The 23332-nt window shown below is 49.3% G+C and carries 21 protein-coding genes and 1 pseudogene; 13 read left to right on the top strand and 9 right to left on the bottom strand.

Annotated features, from left to right (window positions below):
• Positions 1–62 precede the first annotated feature (62 nt).
• Complete coding sequence (locus BBI11_RS14600; protein WP_068465060.1) at positions 63–746, bottom strand: CPBP family intramembrane glutamic endopeptidase; 684 nt, start codon at positions 744–746, stop codon at positions 63–65.
• Between the two features lie 204 nt (positions 747–950).
• On the opposite strand from BBI11_RS14600, the gene BBI11_RS14595 reads away from it, so the two are divergent.
• The gene (locus BBI11_RS14595; RefSeq protein WP_068465829.1) at positions 951–2048 is read left to right on the top strand and encodes an MBL fold metallo-hydrolase; all 1098 of its coding nucleotides are present in this window, start codon (positions 951–953) and stop codon (positions 2046–2048) included.
• 85 nt (positions 2049–2133) lie between these two features.
• Positions 2134–2490: a hypothetical protein gene (locus tag BBI11_RS14590; protein WP_068465057.1), complete on the top strand. Its 357-nt coding sequence runs from the start codon at positions 2134–2136 to the stop codon at positions 2488–2490.
• Positions 2491–2538: 48 nt separating this feature from the next.
• Here BBI11_RS14590 and BBI11_RS14585 read toward each other — a convergent pair whose 3' ends face one another.
• Complete coding sequence (locus BBI11_RS14585; protein WP_068465054.1) at positions 2539–3567, bottom strand: ABC transporter permease; 1029 nt, start codon at positions 3565–3567, stop codon at positions 2539–2541.
• Complete coding sequence (locus BBI11_RS14580; protein WP_068465052.1) at positions 3564–4286, bottom strand: ABC transporter ATP-binding protein; 723 nt, start codon at positions 4284–4286, stop codon at positions 3564–3566. Before BBI11_RS14580 ends, BBI11_RS14585 begins: the two co-directional genes overlap by 4 nt.
• Positions 4287–4510: 224 nt before the next feature.
• Between BBI11_RS14580 and BBI11_RS14575 the strand changes: the two are divergent.
• Positions 4511–5136: pseudogene (locus BBI11_RS14575) on the top strand (TetR/AcrR family transcriptional regulator).
• Between the two features lie 89 nt (positions 5137–5225).
• Positions 5226–6299 (top strand): aldo/keto reductase, encoded by a 1074-nt coding sequence (locus BBI11_RS14570; protein ID WP_068465049.1) that lies wholly within the window; start codon positions 5226–5228, stop codon positions 6297–6299.
• Between the two features lie 327 nt (positions 6300–6626).
• Here the strand turns inward: BBI11_RS14570 and BBI11_RS14565 are convergent, their stop codons facing one another.
• Positions 6627–7403, bottom strand: coding sequence for a potassium channel family protein (locus tag BBI11_RS14565; RefSeq protein WP_068465046.1), 777 nt, complete (start codon positions 7401–7403; stop codon positions 6627–6629).
• 96 nt (positions 7404–7499) lie between these two features.
• On the opposite strand from BBI11_RS14565, the gene BBI11_RS14560 reads away from it, so the two are divergent.
• The 3 genes from BBI11_RS14560 (at position 7500) to abc-f (ending at position 10088) form a co-directional block, all read left to right on the top strand.
• A complete protein-coding gene (locus BBI11_RS14560; protein ID WP_068465043.1) occupies positions 7500–8198 on the top strand; it encodes an HAD family hydrolase in 699 nt (232 codons plus the stop codon).
• A gap of 38 nt (positions 8199–8236) precedes the next feature.
• Complete coding sequence (locus BBI11_RS16410; protein ID WP_156889083.1) at positions 8237–8377, top strand: hypothetical protein; 141 nt, start codon at positions 8237–8239, stop codon at positions 8375–8377.
• 88 nt (positions 8378–8465) lie between these two features.
• Positions 8466–10088: a ribosomal protection-like ABC-F family protein gene (abc-f, locus tag BBI11_RS14555; protein ID WP_068465041.1), complete on the top strand. Its 1623-nt coding sequence runs from the start codon at positions 8466–8468 to the stop codon at positions 10086–10088.
• 48 nt (positions 10089–10136) lie between these two features.
• On the opposite strand, the gene BBI11_RS14550 is transcribed toward abc-f, so the two are convergent.
• Positions 10137–10742, bottom strand: coding sequence for a hypothetical protein (locus tag BBI11_RS14550; RefSeq protein ID WP_068465038.1), 606 nt, complete (start codon positions 10740–10742; stop codon positions 10137–10139).
• A gap of 90 nt (positions 10743–10832) precedes the next feature.
• On the opposite strand from BBI11_RS14550, the gene BBI11_RS14545 reads away from it, so the two are divergent.
• The gene (locus BBI11_RS14545; protein ID WP_237150287.1) at positions 10833–11240 is read left to right on the top strand and encodes an RDD family protein; all 408 of its coding nucleotides are present in this window, start codon (positions 10833–10835) and stop codon (positions 11238–11240) included.
• A gap of 42 nt (positions 11241–11282) precedes the next feature.
• Here BBI11_RS14545 and BBI11_RS14540 read toward each other — a convergent pair whose 3' ends face one another.
• Positions 11283–12563 carry an alpha/beta hydrolase family protein gene (locus BBI11_RS14540; protein WP_068465032.1) on the bottom strand — a complete coding sequence of 427 codons (1281 nt, stop codon included), beginning with the start codon at positions 12561–12563 and terminating at the stop codon, positions 11283–11285.
• 154 nt (positions 12564–12717) lie between these two features.
• Here BBI11_RS14540 and BBI11_RS14535 point away from each other — a divergent pair, with 154 nt between their 5' ends.
• Entirely contained in the window at positions 12718–13776 is a 1059-nt protein-coding gene (locus tag BBI11_RS14535) for an LLM class flavin-dependent oxidoreductase (protein WP_068465029.1), read from the top strand.
• A 44-nt stretch (positions 13777–13820) separates the two neighbouring features.
• Here the strand turns inward: BBI11_RS14535 and BBI11_RS14530 are convergent, their stop codons facing one another.
• Positions 13821–16994 carry a bifunctional diguanylate cyclase/phosphodiesterase gene (locus BBI11_RS14530; protein WP_068465026.1) on the bottom strand — a complete coding sequence of 1058 codons (3174 nt, stop codon included), beginning with the start codon at positions 16992–16994 and terminating at the stop codon, positions 13821–13823.
• Between the two features lie 387 nt (positions 16995–17381).
• A complete protein-coding gene (locus tag BBI11_RS14525) occupies positions 17382–17852 on the bottom strand; it encodes a DinB family protein (RefSeq protein ID WP_068465023.1) in 471 nt (156 codons plus the stop codon).
• A gap of 206 nt (positions 17853–18058) precedes the next feature.
• Between BBI11_RS14525 and BBI11_RS14520 the strand changes: the two genes are divergently transcribed.
• Positions 18059–19411, top strand: a complete 1353-nt coding sequence (locus tag BBI11_RS14520) for a copper amine oxidase (protein ID WP_068465020.1) — start codon at positions 18059–18061, stop codon at positions 19409–19411.
• 110 nt (positions 19412–19521) lie between these two features.
• Positions 19522–20022 (top strand): DMT family transporter, encoded by a 501-nt coding sequence (locus BBI11_RS14515; protein WP_156889082.1) that lies wholly within the window; start codon positions 19522–19524, stop codon positions 20020–20022.
• A gap of 532 nt (positions 20023–20554) precedes the next feature.
• Here BBI11_RS14515 and BBI11_RS14510 read toward each other — a convergent pair.
• On the bottom strand, positions 20555–21538 hold the full coding sequence (locus BBI11_RS14510; RefSeq protein WP_068465014.1) for a class F sortase: 984 nt from the start codon (positions 21536–21538) through the stop codon (positions 20555–20557).
• A gap of 364 nt (positions 21539–21902) precedes the next feature.
• Between BBI11_RS14510 and BBI11_RS14505 the strand changes: the two genes are divergently transcribed.
• Both BBI11_RS14505 and BBI11_RS14500 read left to right on the top strand, forming a co-directional pair.
• Complete coding sequence (locus BBI11_RS14505) at positions 21903–22481, top strand: RNA polymerase sigma factor (RefSeq protein WP_068465012.1); 579 nt, start codon at positions 21903–21905, stop codon at positions 22479–22481.
• Positions 22462–23211 (top strand): anti-sigma factor, encoded by a 750-nt coding sequence (locus tag BBI11_RS14500; protein WP_068465009.1) that lies wholly within the window; start codon positions 22462–22464, stop codon positions 23209–23211. The genes BBI11_RS14505 and BBI11_RS14500 overlap by 20 nt, the downstream gene beginning before the upstream one ends.
• The last annotated feature ends 121 nt before the right edge of the window (positions 23212–23332 follow it).

Raw genomic sequence — 23332 nt, 5'->3', positions numbered from 1 at the left:
TTGGGCAAAATCGTTTGTTTTCTTTTCGGAGGTAACCAGAGAACCTTGGTTTGCGACTGTTTTCAGGTATAGAGCACCACGATTAAAATCGCCACAGTCGTGTTCCATAAAGCGTGAGCAACGATCGAAGCGGTCAATCTGCCGGTGTACAGGTACAAAACCGTATACAAAACACTTGGGATGAGCAAATCGATCCATTCAACCCAATTCCGCGGCAAGTGGCCGGCTGCGAAAAAAACGATCGACAACACGGCGGCGCCATAAAGCGCAAGTTTAGAGTCCTTGAATATACCGGCGAAGGCACCAATAAAAAAGCCGCGATTGTACAATTCTTCGACAAGGCCGCCGCCGATAATGCCAAGCGGCAAGTACCACCAAACATTGGCCCATTCACCGCCGAGCATGGCGATGATGTCGGCTACATCTTGGCGCTCTGCACCACCGGTCTGCGGGATAATCCACAGAAATTGGAGCAATGTCCAAACTAATGCGGCTGCGGCTCCGAGCAAAACGTCTTTTTGCCAATGTGCCGCTGTCCATCCGATGCCGCGAAAATCCATGCTCAATAAACGCAAGCCAACGTATAACAATGGAAGAATCAGTACGGCTTGCAAGACGCCAATCAAGGTTAAGCCCACTCCGCTATACCCACCAAACAGCCCCATTTGAAATGGAATTTGTGTGGCGGCGAATAATAAAAATCTGGTGACGATAACACTAAACCATATAGCTAAACGCTTTAGCATAAGATCCACTCCCCGGTAACGGTGTTAGTCCGTGGCGTTCGATTTCTTTCTATACGGTCATTATACGCCGTTAAAGATGGAATTCTGCGAAAAGCCGTTTGATCTGCTAGCTAATGAGGGAAAATAAAGCTATGGTAAAAATGAAACCATCCTGCTAAAAGCAGTAAAATACATTTCCACATTGGAGGAGCCATGAAAAAATTAATGCTGTATTCAGTTGCCGGTGTTGCGGCTCTCACCGCTATGTCTGGTGCCGCACTAAAGCTTTACACACCACTTGGGTCGAGCCCGGATAAGCGACAGCGGGACCGCTTTTCTGGCTTGTCTAATTACAACGAAGGGAAATTCGTCAATGACGAGGAAGAAACGGCCGTCGATTTATCAGAAGGCTTGTCGATGCTGAAGGATTCTTTGTTTGCGGGGGAGGTCGAGCGCACTCCTTTAGGAACGTTGCCGGTTGCGGAAGTTGACTGGGCGCGCATTGAAAGCCCACGAGACAGTGTGACGTGGTTCGGCCATTCGACCTTTTTATTGAGCATCGACGGCCGTAAATTATTCATCGATCCGATGCTTGGCAACCGGGCCTCTCCATTAGCCTTTGTCGGAAGCGCACGCTATAGCCACGACTGGCTTGCCACAATTGATCGCTTGCCGCCAATTGATGCAGTGCTGTTAACGCATGACCATTACGACCATCTAGATTACGAATCCATTCGTGCGCTGGAAAGTAAAGTCGGGCATTTCTATGTGCCGCTTGGCGTCGGTGTGCATCTTTCGCGCTGGGGCGTGGAAGGTGCGCGCATTACCGAATTGAATTGGTGGGAAGAAGCGCAGCTTGGAAACTTGACGCTCGCGCTGACACCGTCGCGGCATTTTTCGGGGCGCGGCTTGTTTAACCGCAATTCGACGCTATGGGGCGGCTGGGTCGTGCTCGGTGAAAAGACTCGCTTTTATACGAGCGGCGACGGCGGCTATGGCAGCCATTTCAAGGAAATCGGCGATGCTTACGGGCCGTTCGACCTTGCTTTGATCGAAGGCGGCCAGTACGATGCGCGCTGGGAGTCTTCTCATATGACGCCCGAGCAGTCAGTGCAGGCGCACCTGGACGTTCGGGGAGAGAAGATGATGCTCGTTCACTGGGCGGCGTTCACGTTGGCGTTCCATAGCTGGACAGACCCGATTGAACGTGCGTCTAAGGAAGCCGTGCGGCAAGGTGTAGAACTTGTCACGCCAAAAATCGGGGAAACGCTGTCTTTAGGCGCGCTCGATGCGTATACGCCGGTCCGCTGGTGGGCGCAGTGAATGGACGCCGGTTTCCAATATTTGAGATTGAGGTGCCTTTCTTCTAAAATGGAGGCATCACGAGAAATTCGAAAAGAGGGATTAGATGACATTGACCAAAATTTCCATGCCCGATGCCATTCGCATCGAGACGGTGCGCCGCAGAGGGGCAGAAATTGGGGACTTGCTTGGCAGCGATAAGTTCGCTTCGCTCGGCTCAGACCTAGAGTCTGTGTTCCGTGACGGCTACCAAGTGAAATTCCTGACAATCAACGGGGCGAAGAACTTGCTGCGCTTGAAATTCGACCAAGAAGCGGACCTCGACTATACCGAGACAGAAAAAGGGCTTTCAGGCATTTCTATGGACGAAGCACAAGTAGAGGCGTTCCGGCCGATTCTGTCTGATAATTGCCGCTTAGAACAAGAACCGGGTGGCTCGTACCAGATTATATGGGCGGACTAAGTGAGTGAATACAAAAAAACGGACGAAGCATCAGCTTCGCCCGTTTTTTTATAGTTTCCGGAATTTCTTCAAAGCTAGCGTATTGATCAAGTACAGTACCAGCGCGTAAGCCGTAAGCCCCGCAAGATGGCCCCAGATTTCTGCGAAGCCGTCGCCATAGACCATGACGCCTTTAATAGCGGCAGCGCCGTAATAGATCGGCATGATGTAGGATAAATTGCCGAGATGATACGGGATCAAGTCTAGCGGGATGAGCCCTGAGAAGAATACTTGCGGAATGATGGTGAACGGGATCAACTGGACGACTTGCAGTTCGGTGCCCGCGAAAATAGAGATGGTGGCGCCGAATGACACGGCGGTGACAGCGAGCAGCACCATCGTCAAGAGCACCCAGCCGATATTGCCGGCATTGCTCAGCTGCAAGACATAGATCGCGTACAAAACGATGAGGATTGCTTGGGCGATGGCGAACACGCCGTAGCCAGCGGTATAGCCGGCAATGACTTCACCACGCCGAATTGGAGTCATCATCAAGCGTTCAAGCGTTCCGCGGCTGCGTTCACGAACGAGCGCCATCGCGGAAATGATGAACACGAAAAAGAATGAGAATAACGCGAGAAACACATAGCCGAGCGAATCGAAGGTGCTCTGATCCGGCGTTCCGTAGACATAGTCCACGTCGGTTTTGGCGCTCGGGTTGATCGAAGCCATCGCATCTTGGATTTCTGCCATGGCGGTGGCGCCTTTTTTGGACGGTTCGTACAGCGTAATGGCCATGCCCACATTTTCTGGAAAGCGCAGGACGGCGTCAACGTCTTGATGCTGCTGAAGGTAATCGTCCGCTTGTTCCGCTTGGGCGGAGGTTAAATCGACCACGTGTAGCTCTTGTTGTTCCAATGCGCTGACGATAGGTGCCGGAACAGCTTCTCGCTCAATGCCGACGGTCGCGACGTAATCCGAATCGCCGAGCAGTAAGTAAACCAAAGTTAAAATCAGCAACGGGGCGACGAGAATGAGCATGACGCTGCGCTTGTCGTTGACGGTTTGGCGAATGACGCGTTTCGCTAACTGGATCATGAGCGCGCCTCACTTTCTGAAGCGGCGAAGAACAAGTCTTCGATGCGTCCGCTTGCGGTTTTGTCGAGCAGTTTCGGGACGGTGTCGTATTCGATGAGCTGGCCATTATACAAAAGTGCTCCTTTGTCGCATTCGATTACTTCGTCCATAACATGCGTCGAGACGACGATGGTCGTGCCTTGCGCTTTAAAAGATTGAAATTGCTTCCAGATTTTTCGGCGCAGCACCGGGTCGATGCCGGCAGTCGGTTCGTCGAGAAACAGAATATCCGGCTTGTGCAAAATCGCGATGGCGAGCGACAGCCGCTTTTTCATGCCGCCGGAGAAATTTTTCACCAATTTTTTTCGGTGGTCGGTCAACTCCACGATGTCGAGGACTTCGGTGATGCGTATATCGAGCGCCTGTTTCTTGATGGGGTAGAGGCCGCCAAAGAATTTCAAATTGCCATATGCCGATAAATCGTCGTACAAAGCATCGTTTTGCGGCATAAAACCGAGTCGTTTTAAAACCGCCATATCGGGCATCTCGGTATCGCCGAAACGAATCGTGCCGCTATCTGCCGGCAATGCCCCGATCATCAAGCTGATCAAGGTCGTTTTGCCGGAACCGGATGGGCCGAGCAAGCAGCAGATTTCTCCTGCTGTAATGGTGAAGCTCAAATCTTTAATAACTGGGGTCTTGCCGAAACTTTTTTTGACATGAGAAAGCTGAATGTCCATGATGGTTCCTCCTCCGTCTGCCGGAGCCAGGCGTAGTGGCCCCGGAAAATTGGGCTGTTTTTCTTGTTCATTTGCGGCTAAGATAATAAACAAACTGTCGTTTTACTTCTTGGGTTTAGTATAGTCCCTTAGCCATAAGCGGACAATCATCAAAACTAGGCAATCTGTTGCTTAAACAACACATGGGAAGAAAGTGTTGGAAAATGTGTGAAGGAGGAACAAAAATGAGCGAAAATCCAACTGATTTGCGGGTCGTTCGGACGAAACAAGCGATCCGTTCGGCCTTGATAGCCTTAATTGAAGAAAAAGGCTTTGAAGCCATTAGCGTTAAAGACATTACCGAGCGGGCGACTATTAACCGCGGCACCTTTTATAGCCATTACGAGGACAAATTTGATTTGATGGACAAATGCTAAGAACAATTGCTGAAGGAAATGGAAACTAAGATTGTTCCCAATATTCCAAAGCTCATCGAAGAGACGAAACAACACGATGCTGGGCCAATGCCAATCTCGGCATTGATGCCATTTTTTGAATTCCTCCGCGCCAATCAAAGTTTCATGAAAGCATTACTGGGGCCAAAGGGAGACGCGGCCTTCCAGGTCAAAATGAAAGAATGCTTGAACCGGGGATTATTCGGGCGGGAAAATGCAATTTTCAATGCGGATGGCCTGCTAGTGCCTCCGCGTTATTTGGCTTCGTACATTGCTTCCGCCCATATCGGGGTCATCCAGGAATGGCTCAATGGGGAGCAATCGAGCCGCCAGAAGACATCGCGCGCATCATTTCAGGAATGACCATTCACGGCCCGCTTTTTGCAGCAGGCATCCGGCAAAAACCCGATGCGTGAAGCGGTTGGTCGATTGTTTAAGGCATTTTGGAAAGGGTAAATAAGGCTCATGAATCGAAAACAAGCAATCGACGAGGAGGATTTCTTCAATGGATTATATTAACTTAGGAAAGTCGGGGCTGCGCGTCCCGAAATACATTCTCGGAACGGTCCCGTTCAGCGGCACGAATGGGTTTGAGGCGGCAGGCAATATCCAGGAAAACGAAGCGAGCCGCATGATCGACCTGTCGCTTGAAGCAGGCATTAATATGTTTGATACAGCGAATTTATACTCGCAAGGCAATGCTGAAAAAGTACTGGGGGCAGCGGTTCGCGGCAAGCGGGATCAAGTCTTGCTGACGTCGAAGACCGGTTTTCCATTTGACGGCCATCAGAATGCGCGCGGCGCTTCGCGCAATCATTTATTGAAATCGATTGATGAATCCTTGACGCGCTTGGGTACAGATTACCTTGACCTGTACTTTGTCCATTTATGGGACGGGCAGACGCCGGTTGAAGAAACGGTTGAAACGATGAACGATTTGATCAAAGCCGGCAAGATTCGCCATTGGGGCGTGTCGAACTACAGCGGCTGGGCGCTGGCCAAAACACATACCTTTGCGGAACAAAACGGCAAGATTCCGCCGATCACCCAACAAATTTACTACACGCCGGAAGCGCGCGAAGCGGAGTATGAACTGCTTCCAGCGGGTGCAGAACTCGGAGTCGGCTCGATGATTTGGAGTCCGCTCGGCGAAGGCTTGTTGAATGGCAAAATCGGCCGTGACAAACAAGCTCCGGAAGATACGCGCCAAGGCGGCGGCTGGCCGGAGCCTTGGGTATACGATCAGGAACGCTTGTATACAGTGATCGATGCCTTAGAGGAAGTGGCAGCCAATCATAACGCCACTGTGCCACAAATCGCTTATGCGTGGGTGCGCGACCGTCCGAACGTCGGGCCGATCGTCATCGCAGCACGCAATGAAGAACAGCTGAAAGAAAATATCGCTTCCTATAAGATTAAGCTGAAGCGTGATGAACACGATTTGATCGAAGCAGCTGCGCGTCCGGCACCGTTCTATCCACATTGGCACCGCGCCATGAGTGCGCCGGACATGGCGAGCCCGTCTGAACAGGGTTACCTAGACGGATACAAGAAGACAATGGGCATTAAAAAGTCATAAGTAAAACCCGGCATGCAATCGCGTGCCGGGTTTTCGGGTTCTCGAGAAATTTAAGAAGCTGTATTTTCCGAAGCTTATCGCTCGCTTTCCGTGGGCTCGCGCCCAAGCCTCCTCAGCCGCTTCGCGTCTTGCGGGGTCTCGGTCGTCTCGCTGATCCACTGGAGTCGAGCGAACGCTTCTCCTCTACTATAAAAAAATAGTAAGACAAACCAATGCCTTGGTCCGTCCTACTAATCTTAGTATGTTTTTTGTTTATAGGAGACTAAAAATTTCTTGAACACTCTAAAAACCCATCATAAATTACGTGCCGGGTTTTGTTTTTCTTGTTTACTGGGTTTCCGTAAAAATCGAGCTGACGGCCATTTTGGCGATGGTGCCGCTGGACATGATGAACTTGTCGACTTGGATATGCGAGAAGCTCGGCAAATGTTCTTCCCGTTCGACTTCGACAGTCGTATGAACGTCTGGAGACATGCGTTCGACGGCAGTCGCGATCAATAGTGATTTTCCGTCTGTCAGCATCTGGTCTTCGATGCGGTCATCCGCAAAAATCAGCACCGCTTTTGCCTGCTCGACATTGGCTTGCCGCAATATTTCTTCGTGCGTGGCATTGCCTCTGACGTAATGGATTCTTGAATTGAGCTCTTTGGCTTTTTCCAGCCGGTCGATGACGACGACTTCTGTTGTGGCGTCTTGCTTTAAGATTTCAGCAATGGCGTGCTCTGCTTTATAGGACCAATCAATGATGACAATATGGTGGCGCCCTTTATACATCAACTCACCTCTTTCTTTCATTCTTCTATGTAAGGACAAACTGTCGATGGCTTTTCCGATAAACGAAGCAAATAAGCCGATGCCGACGATGTAGAGAAACGCGACAGTGAAAATTCTTCCGGCTAATGTGACCGGGTATAGGTCGCCATATCCGACGGTCAGGACAGTGGTCATCGTAAACCACAAGGCGTCTGCATAATTGGTGAACGTTGCCGGCTCGATGATCGGCATCATGAAGGTGCTGAAGGCAATCAACCCTAAAGTGCTGACGGTTAGCACGAGCCAGGACAAGCTGGTCACTTGCAAGTAAAGCTGTCGCAGGAGCAGCAAGTGAATCCCTCCTTTTTTCTTCAGTATACAGGGAGTGTGCAACGCAGCGGGTATTTTTTTCGTTATCAAATGAAGAAAAGAAATGAGGGATAAGAAATGAAAGCAGTCATTTTTGATATGGATGGGACTTTGTTTCAAACCGCTACCATTTTAGAAAAATCGCTAGAACAGGCATTTGCGATTCTTCGTGAGCGCGGCGAATGGCAAGGTGCGGCACCGATCGATGAGTACCGGAACATTATGGGCGTGCCGCTGCCTGCGGTATGGCAGGCATTGTTGCCGGAGAAGTCGGATGAATTGAAAGGTGAAATGGATGGGCATTTTCTTGAACGGCTGATCGACAACATCAGAGAAGGCCATGGCGCTTTATATCCGGGAGTGGAAGAGGTGCTCGAGAAACTTTGCTCGGAAGGCTACTCGGTGTTTATCGCAAGCAACGGGCTGGTGCGCTATTTAGAGGCGATTGTATCTTATTACGGCTTGAATCGATGGGTGACGGAAACGTTCAGCATCGAACAAGCTGCAACGTTCGATAAAGGAGACCTGGTCCGCATGATCAAAGAGAAATACGCGGTGACCGACGGCGCGGTTGTCGGAGATCGCTTGTCCGATATCCGCGCGGCGAAAGCGAACAACTTTGTGGCGGTTGGCTGCCGTTTTGATTTTGCGCAGGAACAGGAATTGAAAGAGGCGGATGTGGTGATTGAAGGCTTTGGAGAGCTTATAAACGTATTGGCTGAAGTCGAATCTCGCGAAAAGACAGCATTGAATATTCCCCTTCACAGAAAAGTGTGATAATATTGAAATAATTCAACGAAACGGAGGTGAGAAGAATGGAGAAATGTGCTGCGGTGATGGGTGTGAAAATGGAGGAAGCTTTGTATTTCACGCGTGTCATTACGTTTGATTTGACGCCAACGGGAGAAGTCTGCCCTTTTGTAGTCAATTTAAAATCACGCGCAGCTGATATCTGACATTCTTTTCACTAGTGTGAAAGACTGCCTGATACGGGCGGTCTTTTTTTTGTACCGATTTTCAAGCTGCGCCCTGGAGGCGTCAATCATGCAAATTACGGCACAACAATTAACCAAATCCATCGGCGGCAATGAAATCTTCACCAATCTATCGATTGAAATCAATGAACAAGAACGCATTGCAGTGGTCGGCCGCAACGGCTCAGGCAAAACGACTTTGTTCCAGCTATTGGCGGGACTGGAAGAGCCGGATGCCGGCACCATCATCCGGACAAAAAATACCCGAATCGGCTATCTGCACCAAATCCCGGACTATCCGGAATACAGCGTATACGAAGTCTTAAATGAAAGCTTCAGCGCCTTGCACGCCATGCAAAGCCGGCTGAGTGAGCTTGAGCAGCATTTGGCAAGCAGTGCCGATGAACGGATATTGCGGCAATACGGCGAATTGCAGGAGCAGTTTATGGAAGCGGGCGGATACGAAACAGAATCCAAAATCGCAGCGGTAGCGAATGGCCTTGGCATCACTTCGCTGATCGAGCAGCCGTTTGACGCGCTGAGTGGCGGCGAGAAGACGAAAGTCATGCTCGCACAGCTTATTTTAAGCAAACCATCTGTTCTCTTGCTCGATGAACCAACCAATCACTTGGATTTATCAGCGATTGAATGGCTGGAACATTATTTGGAGTATTACAACGGATCGGTCGTCGTTATTTCGCATGACCGTCAGTTTTTGAACCATGTCGTAAACAAGGTTTACGAAATTGAAGACGGCGAAATTTGGGAAAGCAAAGGCGATTATGACGCCTATTTACGCAATAAGCAGGCAAAAATGGAGCAGCAATTTGCAGCGTATAAAGAGCAGCAGAAGAAAATCCAAAAGATCAAAGAATCGATCCGCCGCCTGCGCCAATGGGCGAATGAAGCCTCACCGCCGAACCCCGATCTGTTTCGCAAGGCGAAAATGATGGAGAAAATGCTTGAGCGTATGCAACTAGTCAAACGGCCAGCAGCGGAAAAGGCGATGAACTTAAAATTGCAAGCCAAGGACCGTAGCGGCAAACGAGTCTTCGAGCTGCAGGAGGTGTTTCACGGTTTCGGCGACGAGGTGTTGTTTGCCGATGTTGACTTGTCGGTTTACTGGCAGGATCGCCTGGCGATTGTCGGCGACAACGGCACCGGCAAATCAACTTTGTTGAAAATTTTATTGGGCGAAATCGAGCCGGTCGGCGGGGAAGTACGCCGCGGCAGCAATGTCAAAATCGGCTATCTCGCCCAGCAGTTTGAAGCGTTTGACGGGGAGGCACGGGTCATCGAGGCGTTCCGTGAGCATTTGTCGATGACCGAAGGCGATGCCCGTCATGTGCTTGCGCAATTTTTGTTCTATGGCCACGACGTCTTCAAGCGCGTCAAAGACCTCAGCGGCGGCGAGAAGATGCGTCTGCGTCTCGCTCAGCTCATGCAAGAAGACTGCAATGTTCTCGTATTGGATGAGCCAACCAACCACCTCGACATCGAATCGCGCGAAGTGCTTGAGGAAACGTTAAAGGAGTTTAACGGCACGATTATCGCGATCAGCCACGACCGCTATTTTCTGCAAAAGCTGTTCACAAAAGTCGCTTGGATTGAACACCAAACTCTGACCTTACACGAAGGTTCGTACGAGTGGGCGGCGGACAAACAGAAAAACGCCGGCGGCATCTTGCAATAAATGAAATCGCCATAAAAAAACGTTCCCAGCATGATGCCGGGAACGTTTTTAATGCTCTTTATTTGTTGTGCGGTTAAACAATACGACCAAAATCGGCCCAACGACCGGCAGCAAGGCCAATTGCTTGAAGCGTGCGTCCGGCAATAAGCGGTACGTGGCATAAACCGACAAGCCCCATAACACGAACCAGTCGATGGTCATGACCGATACCAAACTGGACGTCTGGAACGCTTCCGCGTAGGTTTTCGGCGAGAAGCCGCGGAAGACGGTGAGGAAATTGATGATGCTGATGGCGGCAACAAAGATCAGCCACGCTTTTGAGCGCAGGATACGGTGCAGCCAGTTCGGCCCGCGGCGTGTTTTCTCAGGCGGCTTGTTGCCGAATGCGAAATACGGCAATAGCGAGAATGCCCCAACCCCGAATGATACAAGCGCAAACGGCCACGCCGGCCAGCGGAAGCGGTCATTTGGCACAAGCAGCGTCAAAAAGACGAGTGGGAAAATGCCAAGTGAGTTGAAAACGGCGAGAATGAGCGGGTCGACACCTTCCCAGTCTCCCATGAGCAGCGGGCCGAATTCGTATCCGCCAGAACCCGATGGCGCGAAAAAGACAGCGTATGTAATCATCATCAGCCAAATCACTAAAAATGCCATGCGTGCCACCTCGTTTTCCTTGAGTTTTCCTTATCATAACGCATACAGCCCCTGCTGTCTTTGCCGAACCTAAGCGTTATAATGAAAGCAATGAGGAAGAAAGGGGAATGGAAGATGGATGCATTGACGAAAAAGCGCGGCAAAGCCATTGCCATCGATTTTGCGGTATGCGCTGCGGTGAACGGAATCATCGAACCGCTGCTCCGTAAAAAGTTCAAGCAGGAATGGGTGCATGCGCTTATCACGCCGACCGCTTTGGCTTGGGGATTGGAATATGTGCAGTTGAAGACGCGCGGCCAGACAATCGGACACAAAGTAGCGGGCATCAAGATCGAAAGCGAAGACGGAGGGGAACTGACCAATCAGCAAATCTTTAAACGCCTTGCTTATCGTGATTCAATTATGCCGCTCGAATGGTACAAAGAACGCGGCCGAGACATGGGCGAACAAATGCCGCATGACCGCTTTGCCCATACTTTGGTAAGAGAACTCAAGTAGTAAAAGAAAAGGCGGCATCCCACGGGGTGCCGCCTTTTCTTTTTAGTTTTTCACAAACTCCGCAATTCGTTCCAACAAACCATCTGCAAGCGGCAATTCGGGGTCGGCATAAGCCGCTAGATTGGCTTCTTCGTCATCCGGTACAGATTTCAGCACATGGTTCATGTCGTCGACAATCAATAATTCAGAGCCAGGCTTCGCTTCGTGCAATAGTTCAGCGTCTGTTATTGGCACTTGCAAATCGCGTGTACCGCCGATGATCAGCGTCTCGGCGTTGAGTTGTTCGATTTGTTCAATGGGGTCATACGCCATCCACGACCGAAGATAAGGCTGAACGGATGGCCGGAAGACTTGCTGCAGTTCCGCACTCACATCATCCACGGTGTCGCCTCGAGCGAGTTGGTCGAGAATCGATTGTGCTTCTTCTACTTGCGCTGCCGGCAAAGTGCTGAGCTGTTCTTTCAATAGTTCATCGGCAGTTCGGCCGACGCCTGCTAGCGAGACATAGGAATCGGCACTTTCTTGATTGGCGGCAACGAGCCCGACGAGTGCGCCTTCGCTATGGCCGATGACTGTGACATCCGTAAACCGTTCATCTTCTTTCGCGAAGCGGATCCAGGCAGCTGCATCTTCCGCATAGTCATTAAAGCGCAGTTCGGATTCGGCTTTTGCAAGTGCAGCATTGTCGCCGACGCCGCGCTTATCGTAGCGGATCACGGCGATGCCCTCAGCTTTCAACTGTTCGGCGAGCATCTTCAGGCTATTGTTTTTGCCGGCGAGCGTCAGCGAGTTGCCGTCTTTATCGGTCGGGCCGGAACCGGCAATCAAAATCGCGACGGGGTAAGGGCCATCTGTTTCCGGAATTTCTTCGAGCGCCTGCATCGTACCGCCCTCTACGGCTGTTTCAATGATTTTCTCAGGGTCGGCGGCTGGTTCTTTCTCGCCGCGCTCGAGTGTGAAAGGGAACTTCTGATTTTGTTGCGTCATTTGACCCGTGATTTTTTCCGATTCGATGGCACCTTCGAATACCAATCGTTGTCCTTGCAAGTTGGCGTCGAATGCCACTTCCGGAAGATCAAGCTTAACGGTCGACAAAGGATAATTTTTAACGCCTTGCAGCGGAATGCTTAAGAACCCTTCGTCTTCTATAAATTCAATTGAAAAAGGAATCGGCTGTCCGGGCACTTCGATGGCGCCTTGCCAGAACCCGTCGATTTCCGATGCCGTTGCGTCTTTTTCTGCACGTTCGTTATTTCCGCTCGAGCATCCGGCAACGAGCAGGATTCCTGCGAGTGCCAGGAGAGCGGTTGTCCATTTAGTCATTTGTCTGCCTCCTCGTGCATCTGCTTCTTTAACTAGTTCAGCATGAGCATGTTCTTCTCCTCCCTATTTCAGTCGAATGGCTGATTTCCACTGCGTCATGCGAGCCGCTATACTGAAAAGGATTGGGAAAACGCATGGCGAAAGGACGGAGCACATGGAACAATACCGCATTAATCCGAACAACGGCCTCGAGTTCGGCATTTATACACTCGGCGATCATTTGCCGGATCCACATACAGGAAAACGGCAATCGGAAGGGGAACGCGTTCGCGAGATTATCCGCTTCGCACAACTCGCCGAACAAGCAGGCGTCGACTTTTTCAGCGTCGGCGAAAGCCATCAGGAGTATTTCGCTACGCAAGCGCATACGGTCGTCTTGGCGGCAATCGCACAGGCAACTGAAAAAATCAAAATTTCAAGCTCGTCGACCATCATCTCGACTTCAGACCCGGTTCGCGTATTCGAGGATTTTGCGACGATCGATTTGATTTCGCAAGGCCGCGCTGAAATCATCGCGGGCCGTGCATCGCGTGTCGGGCTTTTCGATTTGCTCGGCTACGATATCCGCTATTACGAAGAATTGTACGAAGAAAAATTCAAGCTATTGCTTGAAATCAATGAGCAGGAAACCGTCAATTGGAACGGCCGTTTTCGCGCATCGCTAAAAGATGCTCAAGTATTGCCACGCCCAGAACACGGCAGTCTGCCGATTTGGCGAGCGGTCGGTGGGCATCCATCGAGTGCTATTAAAGCAGGGCAGGCTGGCGTGCCGATGATGCTCGCGACACTTGGCGGACCGGCGGAAACTTTCAAGATGACCATCGACGCGTATCGCAAGGCCGCGACAGAAGCGGGCTATGACGCTGCGCAATTGCCGGTTGCGACTGCAGGGTTTTTCAATGCTGCTGAAACGACCCAACAGGCGCTTGCGGAATATTATCCACATGTGGATAAAGGAATGCTCAAAACCAACGGCCGCGGTTATCCACAGGAAGCGTTCCAGCACGGAGCAGAAAAAGAAAGCGTCATGAACATTGGCAGCCCACAAGAAATTATCGAGAAGATTCTTTACCAGCACGAGCTTTATGGGCATCAGCGCTATATCGCGCAAATGGATTTCGGTGGGGTGCCAATAGAGCGCCTCGAGCGAAATCTTGAGTTATTGGCATCAGAAATTTTGCCAGCAGTGCGCAAATACACGCGCCTCAAATAAGGTACACGAAAAGGCGTGCAGCTGACCTAGCTGCACGCCTTTTTTTATTGTATTGGTTTTGGTGCGGTGCGGGCAGTGACGGCCGTAGACTCGCTGAGAAAAGAGTCGAGGCTTCCCGGTGGCAACGGCCGGCTGAACAAATAGCCTTGCCCGAGAATCCCAAATGGTTTCAATAGTTCAGCCTGTTCTTCGAGCTCGATGCCTTCAATGACGATATGGGCATCAAGGTTTTTGCCGACTTCGATGATGGCGGCGAGGATGAACAAGTTCCGTCGATTAATCAGGACTTCATCAATCAAGGATTTGTCGATTTTCAAGGTATCGATTTCGACATTTTTAACAACGTTCAATGAAGAATAGCCAGCACCGAAATCATCGATGGCGATGCGCAGGCCGAGCTCCTTCAGCTCGCAAATGATGCGTGCCGACTGCTCGATGTCGAGCATGACGCTTTCGGTGATCTCGATTTCAAAGCGTGTCGCATCCACTTGTTCTTCTTCAAAAATGATGCGCACTTTTTCGCTGAAGTCGGGATCCTTGAATTGACGCGCTGACACATTGACCGAAATTTTTTGGGCTGCGTGGCCCAGTGCTGAAAATTCTTTGCTGTCGCGGCAGGCTTGGCGCAGCGCCCATTCGCCAATCGGCACAATCCAGCCGGTTTCTTCAGCAATAGGGATGAATTCCGACGGGGATACGTTGCCAAGCGGCGATTGCCAGCGAAGAAGCGCCTCATAGCCGATCACTTCACCGCTTGCCAAGTTGATTTGCGGCTGGTAATGAAGGGCGAATTGCTGTTCATCGAGCGCTTTTTTTAGCGCTTGTTCCAGTTGGGTTTTCCGTGTCATTTGGCTATTGAGTTCGCGGGTAAATACTTGAACATTGTTTTTGCCATTCTCTTTTGCCGAATACATGGCAAAATCGGCTTCCTTAATGAGTTCTTCCCCGTCGCTTTCACAGCCTGTCTGAACCGCGATGCCGATGCTCAAGGTCACAGAAAATTCCTGGCCGAGCAATTGCACTGGCTCACGCATAACGTCGAGAATCGTTTCGGCAAGTGCGTGGGCTTTAGCTTCGGTCGTATTTTCCGATACGATGATAAACTCATCGCCCCCAAAACGTGAAATGGTATCCCGTGGACCCAAGCAGGAATGGATACGGTTGGCGACAATTTTCAGGAATTGGTCACCGCCGAAATGCCCGAGCAAGTCGTTGACGTTCTTGAAGTCGTCGAAATCGACCAGCAAGACAGCGATTTTTTGCTGATGTTCTTCCGTTCTCGAAAGTACATCTCGGATATTTTGATAGAACCAGTGCCGGTTTGGAAGCTCCGTCAACTGGTCCGTAAAGGCCAGGTTATTGATTTTTTGTTCTGACGCTTTTTTCTCTGTGATGTCGCGAACAATCGCAAAGACGCCGTCAATTTTGCCGTTGCGCCGTTTTGGCACGGCATTGATGTCGACTTCGATGATGTTGCCGTCTTTCCGTTTGATGCGCTGTTCGAAATTGACCGCTTCACCAGAAACGGCGGATGCGAAAAAGCTTTGTACGCGTTCAAGATTTTCTGCGATCAGCGGTGTGAAATCGATGCCGATCAATTCCGCGCGCGTGTAGTCGCTCAATTCTTCTGTCATGGAGTTCGCGTTGACGAAACGCCCATCTTTATCCATTTCAAAAACTGCGTCCAAATTGTAGTCAAAGAGCGAACGGTATTTTTCTTCACTTTCCGCAAGCATCGCCAGTGCACCTTTTTCAGCAGAGATGTCTTTAGCGATGCCGTAGACGCCCGTTACTTGCCCGTCCGTCAAAATCGGCATATTGGTGATGCGCAACGACACGCGTCGGCCAGATTTGTGTAAACCTACTGTTTCAAAATTTTGAGTGATGCCATTAAGCGCCATTTGAAATTTTGTCTCGGTGGTTTTCAACTGACGGTGATCTGCCAGTGCGTGGAACGTTTTTTCAATCAGTTCGTTCCGTGAATAGCCAAGCAAGTGAACGAGCGAGTCGTTGACGTCTATTAAACGCCCAGACAAATCCATTGAAAAAATCCCGTCAGGATTGTTTTCGAATAGCGATTCGTAACGCTGTCGGTTCAATTCAAGCTCACGTTCAATTTGTTTCTGGACTGTAATATCGCGAATCAGTAATTGTACAGCAGAGGTGCCTTCAAATTCGATGCTCATGCCCGTCAGCTCAACTTCGTGAGAGATGCCTTTTGGCGTTACCCACAATTGCTCAGCGGGGGGAGTGGTGAGTCCTTGATTCATGGAAGCAATACGGGACTTTGCTATGTCGTGGTAGTCGGGGTGGACATAATCCAGCACGGCAGTTCCAATCAATTTATAAGCGTCGGTTTCACCAAACATTTCCAGGCAGGCTTTATTCACATACAAGAGCTTGCCGTCGCTGTGAATAGCGATCGCTTCTGGAGATATTTCTGCAAGCCTGCGAAATCGCCGTTCACTTTCACGGATTTTGCTCAAATAAAGCTTTTCATTGATCAATTGTTTACGGTCGAGATAAGCCAAATACCCTGCAATGGCCAGCAGCAAAACAATCAGCGCCGACACCACGAACGCGAGGCCCATGTTCGTGAAAGAAGCGGGACCTGCGGAGGCAGTGGAATAGCTGACGGCTTGCATCCCGGCATAATGCGCACCTGAGATCATTACGCCAAGAACTATAGCGCTGAGAAGTTTTCTGGCCGAAGATTCCGGCTGTTTGCGAGTGCGCGAGAAAATGCGCAAAGCGGCAATTGAAAAACCGAATGCGATGGCTATCGATAAAAGAAACGGCATTAAGGCGAACTGGGCATTGCCCGGCACTTGAGCGGCTGCATTGCCGGTGTAATGCATGAACAACACCCCGAATCCAATGAAAAACCCGCTGAAATACAAATGTCTTTTAGGAGGATTCGTTGTACGCAATACATAGAAAGCGGGAAATGCTGCACCGAATGCTCCGAGCAGCGAAATGCACAGCAAAATCGGATCGTATTGCACGGGAGATGCGGAATGATAAGTCAAGATGCCGATGAAATGCATGGAAAAAATGCCCGTGCCGAACACCAGTGAGCTGCCAATGACCCACCAGAGCGGATGCGTGCGGCTCCTATCGGCAATCCGGCCGATTAAAAGGAGCGCAATATAGGAAGCGGCGATGGCTGTCATAACAGAAAACGCCATAAAAACCAGGCGTGCAAATTCGAGAGGCATATGAGACAGTCCCTTCGTGATTGTATTATGAGGACTATTATACCCCATCTGAGCGGTACAAAAGTACAGAAAAAACACCTATAAAAGTTATACTGAAAAGAAATTCATGACAATTATCGATAGAGAATAAAAAACTATTACAGAAGATAAGTAACATCGTCTATTCTGTGAGATGTACTGAAATAAGCTAGAAATGGTGTAACGGCAGCGATTTGGCGGCGAACCGTGAAGTCTTCAGCGAGCAAAGCGGGATTTTATACAAGAGCGATGGTGTTAGCTAATTTGAGGCGTGAGCAGACTCATGACGTCCTTTAGTATTTTCAATAGGCTGTTTTCCATACCCAAAATGGAAAACTTGTAAGCGAAGTACTGAAATGTTCTAGTACTTTATTCGAATAACGCGAGGTTTGGTTCTTTGTTTAGATAGTGCACGATAAGTGAATGCAATTGGGCACGGTGATGAGTGAGGTGGACGAGTATTTCCAATAACCATTCAAAGCGACTATAGCTAACGCCCCAGTAAGCGATTTGCTTTTTTTGAAGTTGTTCTTCATCTAATGATAAGTAAAAACGGTGGAGCTGATCGTAGCTGTGGGCCAGTTCAGTTAATGCCTGGCCTTTGGAAGCGGGCATTCGCGATCTGTAAAAGGCCGTCATCTCATGTTCATCTGCCCCATTTGCAATGTGAAGGTCTGCTGCACAAACCAATGCGAGATGGCTAGCCAATTCGCCAATCGAAAATTTCCCTTCGGTTGGCCGCAGTTCCCATTCGCTTTCTTCTATAGTAGAGATTAATTCACCGGCGGAGGAAACGATGAGTTCCAATTGGTGAAATACTTGCTCGCAATAAAATTGCATGACCACAGCTCCTATCGGTTTCTTTTCATTAAGCATAGCACTCGCTAGTGATTTCCTGCCTAAGAAAAGCTAGTGGAGTTACCCGAAACAAAAAAGATTTTATCAATTTTAAAATTCTTTTTAAAAAATGTGATCTAAACTGATCCGCTCTCCGTTGAGTAAGTAGAACGAAAAAAACAATAACAAAAACAAAGGAGAGATGGATGATGAAAATGAATAAATTGATGGTGGCACTACCACTAAGCCTATCCCTACTCGTACCAACAGCAGCACTTGCAGATGACCACGGAGGACATAGCCAAATGCAAATGGAGTCGCCGACAGCTACGGAAGCGGCAGAACTTCGCATCGCCCTTGATACAGTATTGACGGAGCACGCATTCCTCGCAGTTGAAGCTATGCGTAAAGGCGTAGACGGCGCTGAAGATTTCGAACAGGCGTCTGGCGCATTGCTCGCTAACGCAGCAGACTTGAAAGCGGCAGTTGCTTCTGTTTACGGTGAAGAAGGCGGAGAGCAATTCGATGCAATCTGGCAGTCACACATCGGCTATTTCGTTGATTATGTAACAGCAACAGCAGAAGGCAACGAAGAAGGCAAAAAACAAGCACTCGCTGAATTGGAAGAATACAAAGTTGAACAAGCTAAATTCTTTGATGCAGCAACAGAAGGACGTTTGTCTGAAGAAGCAGTCGTCAAAGGATTGGACGCACACGTTGATCAATTGATCGGTTCATTTGATGCATACGTTGAAGGCGACTTCGAAACAGCTTATGAGTGGGAGCGCGAATCCATTCACCACATGAGCATGTTCGCTGAAACTTTGTCAATTGCGATCACAGATCAATTCCCTGACAAATTCAACAACACAAACCCTGATACACCAGCGGTTGACCTCCGTGCTAGCCTTAACATGACGTTCACAGAGCATGCTGGACTTGCAGCAATGGCTATGCAAGACGGTGCTGATGGAGCGGAAAGCTTCGACCAGGCAGCTGGAGCACTACTTGCGAACGCAGATGACCTTTCTGCAGCAGTCGGTTCTGTTTACGGTGAAGAAGCCGGAGCACAGTTTGAAGAAACGTGGAAATCCCACATCGGCTATTTCGTCGACTATGTAACAGCAACTGGTGAAGGCAACGAAGAAGGCCAAGAACAAGCGCGCGCTGAGTTGGATCAATACATCATGGACCAAGCAGCATTCCTGGATTCAGCAACAGAAGGACGCGTACCGGCTGACGCACTTGAAGAAGGATTGACAGCACACGTTGAACAATTGCTAACAGCATTCGACAGCTATGTTGCTGGAGATTACGAAACAGCTTACGCTTCGATCCGTGAAGCTTACGCACACATGAACATGCCAGCAGCTGGCTTGTCTGCAGCAATCACTGACCAGTTCCCAGAACAGTTCGGTGAAGCGGAAATGCCATCAGAAATGCCATCAACAGGCATGGGCGGCATGAGCGGTAACTCCACAGCGCCTTACCTATGGGCACTTGCTGGACTATTGCTTGCAGCGTTGATCACAACAGTATCGGTTCGTACAAGAAAACAATAAGAACGACATAACTTAGGAAACCGGAGAAGCCCCAAGCTTCTCCGGTTTTTTCTATGGAAAAAACAACGTACATAAGAATTTCTGGCTAGAAATTATTTTCAATCAATCAATTGGAAAAACCGACTTGGTTTAAATGGAGCTGTATCGCCAGTGTTCTCACGGGCATCGTCTTATTGACGGAAGCCTATAATAAGGGCTCTTCTACAGTCAATCTCATTGGTGTCGCCACTGGTCTTGGAGCGGGGCTTTACGGTACCTTGTTCATATTTGATTTCAAGAATGCTTCTGAAAACGCCAGGCCACAGGTGGTTTTGACTTTTGCTTTTATTGCTTTCAGTGTCGTTTTTGCCTTCTTTATAAATGTCGAGGAAGCGGCTTCTGTATTCAGTTCAAGTGATGCTCTTTGGTTTTTGGCTATTGCTTGCCGGCCTACGATCGACATTCAGTGGACCGCTCCTTCTACTGCATCGATTATTGCGATAGTAGAACCGGTGACGGCTTCGTTGTTCGGGATTGGGCTGCTTGGCGATAAGTTGGCGATTGTCCAGATTATCGGTATGGTGACTATTCTTCTGACAGTGACGACGCTGAGCTTTAAGAAAGGCAGTTAAGCTTTTTCTATCCTGGAATCGCTTGCTGAGAGTCGGACGAGGGGTGTGGAAATGTTTTGGGTTTTGGATGGATGTCTTATGGAAGAGGCGCCGCCCGGGCTTTGGGATGGCCTCATGCCTCAAGCCGGAAAGAGCATCCGTCTTGCGGCGTCGGCTCACCCTAGGCGCTCGGCGGCTCAGAGATTTCGTTAAGATGTGTATGTTTAATTAGAATCGGCTTCCATACATCGTTCCGGCTAGTGGGGGAATCGCTTCCCTGGTTGAGCGTGAGCTAAAGTAACGAGACGTTTTTTATAAAAATGTTACTGAATACTGAATATTAACTCGAGATTCGTTTTACTAATCGCCGCCGATTCATTTGAGACGCATCTGCTTGCAATGTTTTTTGCGATGCATTTGCTTGCAGATGTCGGGGCAAGGGGAGTTATATGATACCTAGATAGAAATTTTCACATGTCGCGTCGGCTCACCCTAGGCACTCAGCGTCGAACGCAAAAAAATCCCTGTCCGGCAATGCTGGACAGGGATTTTGCTATTCTTCAGCTACATAAGCTTTTTCGGATTCTTCCAAGTCGACGTTAACAGAAACGACGTAATAGCGTTTCGATTCGTCGGCTTCAAGCGCAATGCTTTTGCGTTCGAATAAAGAGATGGTTGCAATTTTCTCTGCTTCGCCGCTTTCAATATCTTCTTCATAGACACGGTAGCCAACAACAGAATCGTCACGAACGGCGTACCATGATAATGAAGCTGTATTAAGCTTCACGTTATCAGGAGCGTCAGGTGCTTGTTCTTTCATGGCCGAATCGGAGATGAGTTCTGCGGAAACGACTAGGCGTTCTTCGTGAGAACCGATATCGCGATTGTAATCGCCAGTGCATGTGATAAGGTTCACCATACGTTTGTCAGAACGTCCGAAGATTTCCTGTACGGGTGCCTCGTCTGTGATGTAACTTGAGGTGCCGCGCACTTCAAATACCATTTCGCGTCCATCTTTGTCTGTCAGCGTAAATTGATCGCCTGTTTTCAATTGATCTAGTTTGTAAAAGACGGCGGGGCCTGTCAGGCTGTCAACGTGGCCGGCAAGAACGGTATTGCCTTCTGCGCCTGCTTTAAAGCCTGGAGCGAACCAGCCGACTTGGTCGACATCATCCGGGACGCCCATCTCGCCGTTGTCCAATACGCCGGTTTCTTCAATGGCGGCATCGACTCCTATAGAAGGAATTGAAATGCGTACCGGTTTCATACCGAGCAAATTGTCGATTCGTTCTTGGCGCAGTTCTGCCAGCTTTTCCTGTTGCACGGGGCGAACAGGAAACTCAGCAATTTTGTCTTTATACTGGGTATCAAGCCGTTCGCTTGGCGTTTTTTCTTCAGCCGGTTTAGCGGCTGTCTGGGTGGTGTCGGCCGTCTGGCTTTCGGTCTTTTGTGAATCTTGGCTATTCAACGGGTCGAGAATGAAGAATAGGGTAATACAAAGAGCTGTAGCCAATCCCATGATTAAATATTGTCTCATCTGCACATCCACCTTCCATCGTTCGTTAATCAATATGTTCATTTTGAATGATAATGGCCGGCTTTGGAAACAGAAAGCTTCAGGTTTCTTTGCTTTCTTGCCGGACTTGGCCGTTTGTGATCTAAATGGCCTCTTATAGTAATAACGTAAAAATTCGTTGTTTGGATCACTTTTTTAATGTGTTTTTTGGCAATGGACGATTACGGACAGCCGTTTTGTTGTGCGAAAGAAAAAATCAGGAAAAGTGAACTAATTTGGCCTCTTGTGCGTTGAATAAGTAAGAACCAAAAAAGAGTTACACAACCTAAATGCTGCAGAGTGTAGTAAGCTAAGTATACGAAATCTGCGACAAAGGGGAAACGGTATGGAAAAAATTTCAGATGCATTGCTATACGAGCGCGTCAGGAGCAAGGACAAGGATGCGCTTGAGGAATTGTACGACCGCTACGAAAAAATGCTATATTCGTACCTGTGTAAAATGACGCGTGATCGGGATTTGGCAGAAGAAGCGCTGCAGGAAGTATTCGTCAAAGTATGGCGGGGAATCGGCAGTTATGATGAAAGCAAGGGCAAGTTTGTCGCCTGGCTAGTAACGATGTCGCGTAATTCGGCAGTGGATTTGATCCGCAAGCAGAAAAAACCATCTGTTCCATTGGATGAGATTGCCGAAGTGGAAAGCACAGAGTCTTCAGTGGAAGAAACTGCCGAATGGCAAGAGAAAAGCGACCAGATTCATCAAGCCGTCCGGCATTTATCGGAGGAGCAACAGAAAATGGTACAACTATTTTATTTTAAAGGCTACACACATGAAACCATCGCAGAAACATGCGGCATTCCGCTCGGAACGGTCAAGAGTCGAATACGCTTAGCATTGAAAAAATTGAAAACATCCTTGCAAGCAGTGCAGGAAGGGGGAGTTCTGGATGACAAACGTGAATTGTGATCAATTGATCGATTATTTGAACGGCACTTTGAACGAACAAGAACAAAAACAATTTGAAGCACATTTAGCGGAGTGTCCGGAATGTCGTGATATCGTAGATGCGACAGGAGAGCTCCCTTATCTCGCGGAACCGGTACAGCCGGATGCCGGCATGAAAGCTCGTATTTTGGATACGGTCTTCGATGAGAGTGAGCAAGATGCGCCTATCGAAAAACCGACGCCAATACGTGAAAAAACGGCGCCTCCTGTGGCTGTGCCAAAACGGGGCTTCCGGACTTCAAAGTGGACACCGCTCGTCGCAGCAGCGTTGCTCGTCTCGCTGCTCGGAAACGCCTACGCGTTTTACGAACTAAACGATCAGCCAAACGCTCCAACAGCACCTGAAGTTGCTTTTGAGACAGTGGATTTGCAGGCAAGTGAAACATTTGCAGGAGCAGGGACGGCTGCATTGGTCCATGAAGAAGGGGCGCTGAACCTTTTAGTTCAGGCAAATCAGCTGCAGCCGACGAGTGGAGACGAAGTCTATCAGGTATGGCTGCTGAAAGACGGTAAGCCGATTCCGACCGGTGCATTCACGCCGAGCCAGGAAAATGAAGGCGCCGTGTTCTTCAGTCTAGAAGAAGACACAGAAGGCTGGGATACCATCGCAGTCACATTGGAACCGAATCGCGGGAACACTACGCCTAAGGGAGAAGTTGTCCTTAGCGCAGCGATCGAGCCAGAAGCATAAGCGCATCAAACTTATTCTGAGAGCAGCACTTATACAAGTGCTGCTCTTTAGGTAATCGAGAAAGTGATAAAGTCGTATTTTCCGAAGCTTATCGCTCGCTTTCCGTGGGCTCGCGCCCAAG

The organism is Planococcus maritimus (assembly GCF_001687625.2).
Taxonomy (GTDB): Bacteria; Bacillota; Bacilli; order Bacillales_A; family Planococcaceae; genus Planococcus; species Planococcus maritimus.
The sequence above is the reverse complement of the archived record's forward strand: the minus strand, read 5'-3'. Positions and strand labels throughout refer to the sequence as shown.

Coding starts and splice junctions, on each gene's coding strand:
- BBI11_RS14600 (WP_068465060.1), bottom strand. CDS start 746: ATGCTAAAGCGTTTAGCTATATGGTTTAGTGTTATCGTCACCAGATTT.
- BBI11_RS14595 (WP_068465829.1), top strand. CDS start 951: ATGCTGTATTCAGTTGCCGGTGTTGCGGCTCTCACCGCTATGTCTGGT.
- BBI11_RS14590 (WP_068465057.1), top strand. CDS start 2,134: ATGACATTGACCAAAATTTCCATGCCCGATGCCATTCGCATCGAGACG.
- BBI11_RS14585 (WP_068465054.1), bottom strand. CDS start 3,567: ATGATCCAGTTAGCGAAACGCGTCATTCGCCAAACCGTCAACGACAAG.
- BBI11_RS14580 (WP_068465052.1), bottom strand. CDS start 4,286: ATGGACATTCAGCTTTCTCATGTCAAAAAAAGTTTCGGCAAGACCCCA.
- BBI11_RS14570 (WP_068465049.1), top strand. CDS start 5,226: ATGGATTATATTAACTTAGGAAAGTCGGGGCTGCGCGTCCCGAAATAC.
- BBI11_RS14560 (WP_068465043.1), top strand. CDS start 7,500: ATGAAAGCAGTCATTTTTGATATGGATGGGACTTTGTTTCAAACCGCT.
- BBI11_RS16410 (WP_156889083.1), top strand. CDS start 8,237: ATGGAGAAATGTGCTGCGGTGATGGGTGTGAAAATGGAGGAAGCTTTG.
- abc-f (WP_068465041.1), top strand. CDS start 8,466: ATGCAAATTACGGCACAACAATTAACCAAATCCATCGGCGGCAATGAA.
- BBI11_RS14550 (WP_068465038.1), bottom strand. CDS start 10,742: ATGGCATTTTTAGTGATTTGGCTGATGATGATTACATACGCTGTCTTT.
- BBI11_RS14545 (WP_237150287.1), top strand. CDS start 10,833: ATGAGGAAGAAAGGGGAATGGAAGATGGATGCATTGACGAAAAAGCGC.
- BBI11_RS14540 (WP_068465032.1), bottom strand. CDS start 12,563: ATGACTAAATGGACAACCGCTCTCCTGGCACTCGCAGGAATCCTGCTC.
- BBI11_RS14535 (WP_068465029.1), top strand. CDS start 12,718: ATGGAACAATACCGCATTAATCCGAACAACGGCCTCGAGTTCGGCATT.
- BBI11_RS14530 (WP_068465026.1), bottom strand. CDS start 16,994: ATGCCTCTCGAATTTGCACGCCTGGTTTTTATGGCGTTTTCTGTTATG.
- BBI11_RS14525 (WP_068465023.1), bottom strand. CDS start 17,852: ATGCAATTTTATTGCGAGCAAGTATTTCACCAATTGGAACTCATCGTT.
- BBI11_RS14520 (WP_068465020.1), top strand. CDS start 18,059: ATGAAAATGAATAAATTGATGGTGGCACTACCACTAAGCCTATCCCTA.
- BBI11_RS14510 (WP_068465014.1), bottom strand. CDS start 21,538: ATGAGACAATATTTAATCATGGGATTGGCTACAGCTCTTTGTATTACC.
- BBI11_RS14505 (WP_068465012.1), top strand. CDS start 21,903: ATGGAAAAAATTTCAGATGCATTGCTATACGAGCGCGTCAGGAGCAAG.
- BBI11_RS14500 (WP_068465009.1), top strand. CDS start 22,462: ATGACAAACGTGAATTGTGATCAATTGATCGATTATTTGAACGGCACT.